This window comes from Streptomyces sp. SID5464 (assembly GCF_009862985.1).
GTDB lineage: Bacteria > Actinomycetota > Actinomycetes > Streptomycetales > Streptomycetaceae > Streptomyces > Streptomyces chartreusis_D.
This window is the reverse complement of record NZ_WWIQ01000009.1, coordinates 173,164-179,102: the sequence shown is the minus strand read 5'-3', so window position 1 is coordinate 179,102 and position 5,939 is coordinate 173,164. Positions and strand designations below refer to the sequence as shown.

General features: G+C 70.0%; 3 protein-coding genes and 1 tRNA gene. 1 reads left to right on the top strand and 3 read right to left on the bottom strand.

The window, feature by feature from the left end:
* A partial coding sequence (locus tag GTY47_RS09205; protein ID WP_234025767.1) for a HAMP domain-containing protein occupies positions 1 to 1,763 on the bottom strand: 1,763 nt, incomplete at its 3' end.
* A gap of 453 nt (positions 1,764 to 2,216) precedes the next feature.
* Here GTY47_RS09205 and GTY47_RS09195 point away from each other — a divergent pair.
* Complete coding sequence (locus GTY47_RS09195) at positions 2,217 to 4,970, top strand: SpoIIE family protein phosphatase (protein WP_029180806.1); 2,754 nt, start codon at positions 2,217 to 2,219, stop codon at positions 4,968 to 4,970.
* Positions 4,971 to 5,013: 43 nt separating this feature from the next.
* On the opposite strand, the gene GTY47_RS09190 is transcribed toward GTY47_RS09195, so the two are convergent.
* Both GTY47_RS09190 and GTY47_RS09185 read right to left on the bottom strand, forming a co-directional pair.
* A tRNA-Thr gene (locus GTY47_RS09190) sits at positions 5,014 to 5,089 on the bottom strand.
* Positions 5,090 to 5,162: 73 nt separating this feature from the next.
* Positions 5,163 to 5,825 (bottom strand): DegT/DnrJ/EryC1/StrS family aminotransferase, encoded by a 663-nt coding sequence (locus GTY47_RS09185; RefSeq protein WP_010034700.1) that lies wholly within the window; start codon positions 5,823 to 5,825, stop codon positions 5,163 to 5,165.
* Positions 5,826 to 5,939 lie beyond the last annotated feature (114 nt).

The following is a 5,939-nucleotide window of genomic DNA, read 5'->3' as shown; positions in this document are numbered from 1 at the left end:
CCCCGGGCCACCGCCGTCGTCACCTGCGCGATGTTGCGCACCTGGGAGGTGAGGTTGCCGGCCATGGAGTTGACGGAGTCGGTGAGCTCCTTCCACGTGCCGGACACGCCGTCCACCTGGGCCTGACCGCCGAGACGGCCCTCCGTGCCCACGTCCCGGGCCATCCGGGTCACCTGGTCGGCGAAGCTCGACAGCTGGTCCACCATCGTGTTCACGGTGTTCTTCAGCTTGAGCATCTCGCCGGAGACGTCGACGGTGACCTTCTGCGACAGGTCGCCGTTGGCCACCGCCGTCGTCACCTGCGCGATGTTCCGCACCTGTCCGGTGAGGTTCCGGAACGCCGTGTTGACGGAGTCCGTCAGGTCCTTCCACGTCCCGGCCGCGCCCGGCACCTGCGCCTGGCCGCCGAGCTCACCCTCGACACCGATCTCACGGGCCACCCTGGTCACTTCCGCACCGAAGGCGGACAGCTGGTCGACCATCGTGTTGACGGTGTTCTTCAGCTCCAGCATCTCGCCGGCCACATCGACGGTGACCTTCTGCGACAGGTCGCCGTTGGCCACCGCCGTCGTCACGGCGGCGATGTCCCGCACCTGGGTGGTGAGATTCCGGAAGACCGTGTTCACCGAATCGGTGAGGTCCTTCCACGTCCCCGCCGCACCCGGCACATTCGCCTGGCCGCCGAGCCGCCCCTCGGCCCCGACCTCGTTGGCCACACGGGTGACCTCGTCCGCGAAGATCCGCAGCGTCTCGGTCATCTGGTTGATCGTCTCGGCGAGCTGCGCGACCTCGCCGCGCGCCTGCACGGTCACCTTCCGCGACAGGTCACCGTTGGCGACCGCCGTCGTCACCTCCGCGATCCCGCGCACCTGGGCCGTGAGGTTCCCGGCCATGGTGTTCACCGAATCGGTGAGTTCCTTCCACACACCCGCGACCCCGGGCACCTGCGCCTGCCCGCCCAGCGCACCCTCGGTGCCCACCTCACGGGCCACCCGGGTCACCTCGGAGGAGAACGCCGACAGCTGGTCCACCATCGTGTTGACGGTGTTCTTCAGCTCCAGCATCTCGCCGGCCACCTGAACCGTGACCTTCCGGGACAGATCGCCCTTGGCGACCGCCGTCGTCACCAGCGCGATATCCCGCACCTGAGCGGTGAGCCGGTACGCCATCGTGTTGACGGAGTCCGTGAGGTCCCGCCACGAACCCGACATACCGCGCACACGGGCCTGTCCCCCCAGCTTGCCCTCGGTGCCCACCTCACTGGCCACACGCGTGACCTCGTCGGTGAACGTCGACAGCTGGTCGACCAGATTGTTGACGGTCCGCCCGACCTTCAGGAACTCGCCGCGCAGCGGCTGACCGTTCCCGTCCGGCACCTGCGTCCGCAACTCCATACGCGGCGACAGATCACCCTCGGCCACCGCCGACAGCACCCGACTGACCTCGGAAACCGGCCGCACCAGGTCGTCCACCAGGGCATTCGAGTTGTCGATCGCGGTCGCCCAGGAGCCCTCACACGCCCCCGTCTCCAGCCGCTCGGTGAGCTTGCCCTCCCGGCCCACCATCCGCCGCACCCGCGAGAGCTCACCCGTCAGATGCAGATTGCGGTCGGCCACCTCGTTGAAGACCGCCGCGATCTCGGCCATCACGCCGTCCCCGGACACCGTGAGCCGCTTGCGGAAGTTGCCGTCCCGCATCGCCACCAGGGCAACCATCAGCCGGTTCAGGGCTGCCGTGTCCACCTCAGTCGTGCCGCTGCGCACCTTTCCCTGGTTGCTCGGGGACTGTCCGCCTTTCGCGCGCGTCTTCTTGCCACGCGTCGCTGCGCCAGACTCCACTGTGTCCCTCCCGCAGGGGTCGACCGTCACTGCTGTGCTGGGGTACCACGCTCGGCGTACCGGTTACTACTGCGTATTCTCCGCCCTGCATGGCAGGCCGTGCCCAGGGGGCTGCTGCCCCCCGTACGCAGATGACATTCAGCCTGCCCGGACCTTCACAAGAAGCTTGCCCAGTGTTTCACCCTGCCCGAACCAGGCCATAACAGTTCGGCAGCTTCGCACATCGTCCGCACACCCTCCGGACGGAAACACTGCAGACCGGCATCCGCTTGGACCGCGAAGGTAAGTAACCTTGCATCCGGCTGTCCAGCCGCGCCGGTTCGTCCGGCCTGGGCGGTGGCACGAAGACGAGCGGGCATCGGAGGGGCGGCCGCACACATGACCACCGGACTGATCCCGGGGGGACAGCCCCCGGACCCCCGGCCGACGGGTGGCCTGCCGCAACAGCGGTGCGAGCCGGTCGGCCACGCAGCCCAGCACGTCGAGAACCGGTCGAGGAGTTCTGTGATCACCGCGCGCGCGGCCGCCAGTTTCGAGCCCGTCGGGCGATCTGTCGCGAGCGCCCGCTCCTTCGTCCGCGACACCCTCCAGGGCTGGGGCTTCGCCGACATCGTCGACGACGCCGTCGTTCTCACCAGCGAACTGGTGACCAACGCCGTGGTCCACGCCGGCACCTCCGCCGACCTGCTCTGCCTGCGCAGCGACGAGGGCGTACGCATCGAGGTGGCCGACCGGTACCCCGAGCGTGAGATCCCGCTCCAGGCCTCGGCCATCAACATGGGCAGCCCCGACCGCGAGGGCGGACGCGGCCTCCAGCTGTGCGCGGCCCTCGCCGGCCGCTGGGGTGTCGAGTACACCCCCACCCACAAGACCGTCTGGTTCCAACTCGACCTCCCGGCCCGGACGGTGGGCACCCGCGCGGCCGGCCCGGCCCTCCCCGCCGACCTCCTCCCGCTCGCCGACGGCCGGGTCCGCGTGGCCGTCATCCAGATCGACCGCACCGGCCACATCACCGCCTGGAACGAGGACGCCGAGGACCTCTTCGGCTACCCGGCCGAGCAGGTCACCGGCAAGCCCCTGACCGACCTCGCGGCCTGGCCGCACACCCCGGGCACCAGCACCGGCATCGCGGAGGCACTCCAGCTCTCCCGCTGGGAAGGCAGCTACGGCATCCGCGCCGCCAACGGCCGCGTCACCCCCGTCTACGCCTCCCACCTGCGCGTCCGCGACACCGGCGGCGAACCGTCAACCGTGTGCCTCCTGGTGAGGGACCACGAACGGGCCGTTCTCCAGACGCCCCTGCGCGTCCCCGCCTCCGACAGCTCCACCACCTCCGAGGGCCAGAGCACCGACCCCTTCGAGGTGTTCATCGGCTACCCCGCCCCGGACGACCTCGACGGCCTCCTCCAGCGCACGGTCGAACGTGCCCGCGACATGCTCGACGGCGATTCCGCGTTCCTCCTGCTGGCCACCGACGACGAGACGGAACTGGAGGTCCGCGCCTCCACGGGCCTGCCCTCCGCCCGCCAGCGCTTCGCCCGCGTCCCCGTAGAGGCAGGCTCCGGCCGCTACGGCTCCGCCCGCATGCCGGCCGTCCACGACGACCTGACGGCGGTCCCCGGCGCCGTGCCGCTGCTGAACGGCACGGGCATGCGCTCGGTCGTCACGGTCCCGCTGAAGGTCGAGGGCCGCCTCACCGGCTCCCTCGGCGTCGCCGCCGAGGCCCCGGGCAGATACTCCAACGAGGAAGCCCTGCGCCTCCAGTTCGCCGCCGACCGCATCGCGCTCGCCGTCGAATCGGCCCGCCTCGGCGAACTCGAACGCCTGCGCCGCGGCTCCCTGAACTTCCTCGTCGAGGCCTCCGACCTGCTCGCCGGAACCCTGGACCGCGACCAGACCCTGGCCCTGATGGCCCAGATGACGGTCCCGACCCTCGCCACCTGGTGCGCCGTCTACACGATCGCCCACCAGGCCTCCGAGCCGTACCTCTCGTACGTCCTGCACGAGGACGAGGAACTCATCGACGGCATCAAGTCCCTGCTGTCGAAGGTGCCCCCGCCCGATCCGGTCCCCACCCCCGGCGCCCGCGTCTGGACGGCCCCCGCCGAGGTGGCCCACCAGGCGGCCCTTCGCAGCTCGATGCGCAGCCTCGGCCTCAGCGGCGGCCCGACCCACCAGGTCACCCCCGGCATCGGCCCGACCCTCGCCACGGCATCCGCCGTGGGCGGCGAGACGGTCGTCCTCCCCCTGGTCGCCCGCAACCGTGTCATCGGCATGCTGACCCTCGGCAAGCCGACCGACGAGCACTTCCGCCAGGAGATCCTGGAACTGGCCGAGGACCTGTCCCGCCGAGCCGCCCTGGCCCTGGACAACGCCCGCCTCTACTCCGAGCGCACGGCCATCAGCCAGTCCCTCCAGCGCAGCCTCCTGCCGCCCGAACTCCCCGACATCGAGGGCGTCGAGGTCGAGGTCATCTACCGCGCGGCCGGCGAGGGCAACGAGGTCGGCGGCGACTTCTACGACGTCTTCCCCATCCGCGACGGCGCCTACGGCTTCGCCATCGGCGACGTCTGCGGTACGGGCCCGAACGCGGCGGCGGTCACGGGCCTGGCCCGCCACGCCCTGCGCCTCCTGGCCCGCGAGGGCCTCAGCGGGCCGGCGGTCCTGGAACGCCTGAACTCCGCCATCCTCGACGAGGGCGCCCGCAGCCGCTTCCTCACCCTCCTCTACGGCGAGATGCGCCCCCAGGAGGACGGCAGCGCGGAACTGAAGGTCGTCTGCGCCGGTCACCCGCTCCCGCTGCGCCTGCGCCAGGACGGCTCGGTGGAACCGGCAGCCGAACCCCAGCCGCTCCTCGGCGTCATCGACGACCTGGAGCTCTACGAGCAGACGATCACCCTCGACCCGGGCGACGTGCTCCTGTGCGTCACGGACGGCGTCACCGAACGCCGCGAAGGCGCCCGCATGCTGGGAGACGACGGACTCGCCGACGTCCTCACGACCTGCACGGGCCTCACGGCGGGCGCGGTCGCGGCCCGCATCATGCGCGCGGTGGAACGCTTCGCTTCGGACGCCCCGTCCGACGACATGGCGATCCTGGCGATGCGCGTCCCGGGCCTCCACAAGGACTAGGGCACGAAAAAGGCCCCACCCGTGAGGGTGGGGCCTTTTCTGCTGGAGCCCCCAAACGGAATCGAACCGTTGACCTTCTCCTTACCATGGAGACGCTCTACCGACTGAGCTATAGGGGCCTGTCGCTTTGCGGGTTTCCCGCGCGGCAACGGAATAGATCATACCCCGAACAGACCCGTGCTCCCAACCACGTCAGAAAGCGGGCTGAAGAAGCCCTCCAAGGGCATTACAGGCGGACACGATCCGCTGCATGTCCCGCTTGGTCAGAGTGGCGTCCACCGGCAGCGCGAGCGTCTCATCGGAAGCCCGCTCCGTCTCCGGGAGAGACACACACCGTCGGAATTCGGGCAGTCGATGCACGGGAGTCTTCACCGGCACGCGGCACTCGACTCCCCTGCTCCGCACGGCCCGCGCGAAAGCGTCCCGATCCGGCCGCCCGTTGCCCGGAACACGCACGACGTACTGCTGATAGGTGTGCCCGTCACCGTCGTCCGGTGTCCGCACACCGCTCAACTTCGCGTGGAGGTAGGCTGCCCGCTCCCTGCGCTGGGCTATCTCGTCGTACGGCGCCTCGGATTCCCCCTGCTCCAGCACGAGCAGCCCGTGCCGCGCTCCCAGCTCGTGCAGCCGCGCGATGTCGGCGAGCCGGCCGAAGCGGTGTACGACCACCACGGCAGCGGTCCGCGGAGTCACCGCCGCTTCCACAGCGGAGGCATCGAGGCAGTAGGTGAAGGGATCTATGTCGGCGAAGACGGGCAGCGCCCCGGCCTTGGCCACGGCCTCGGCGACCTCGACGTTCCCGAAGGCCGGCACGACGACCTCGTCACCGAGTCCGACCCCGGCGGCCCTGAGCATTGCAGCAGTACCCATGCTCTGGATGCTGATCGCGCAACGTGAACTTCAAGTGACGGAGAACAAAAAAGGGTTGGACCCGTAACCGAAGTTCCGGGTCCAACCCTGTCAATATTT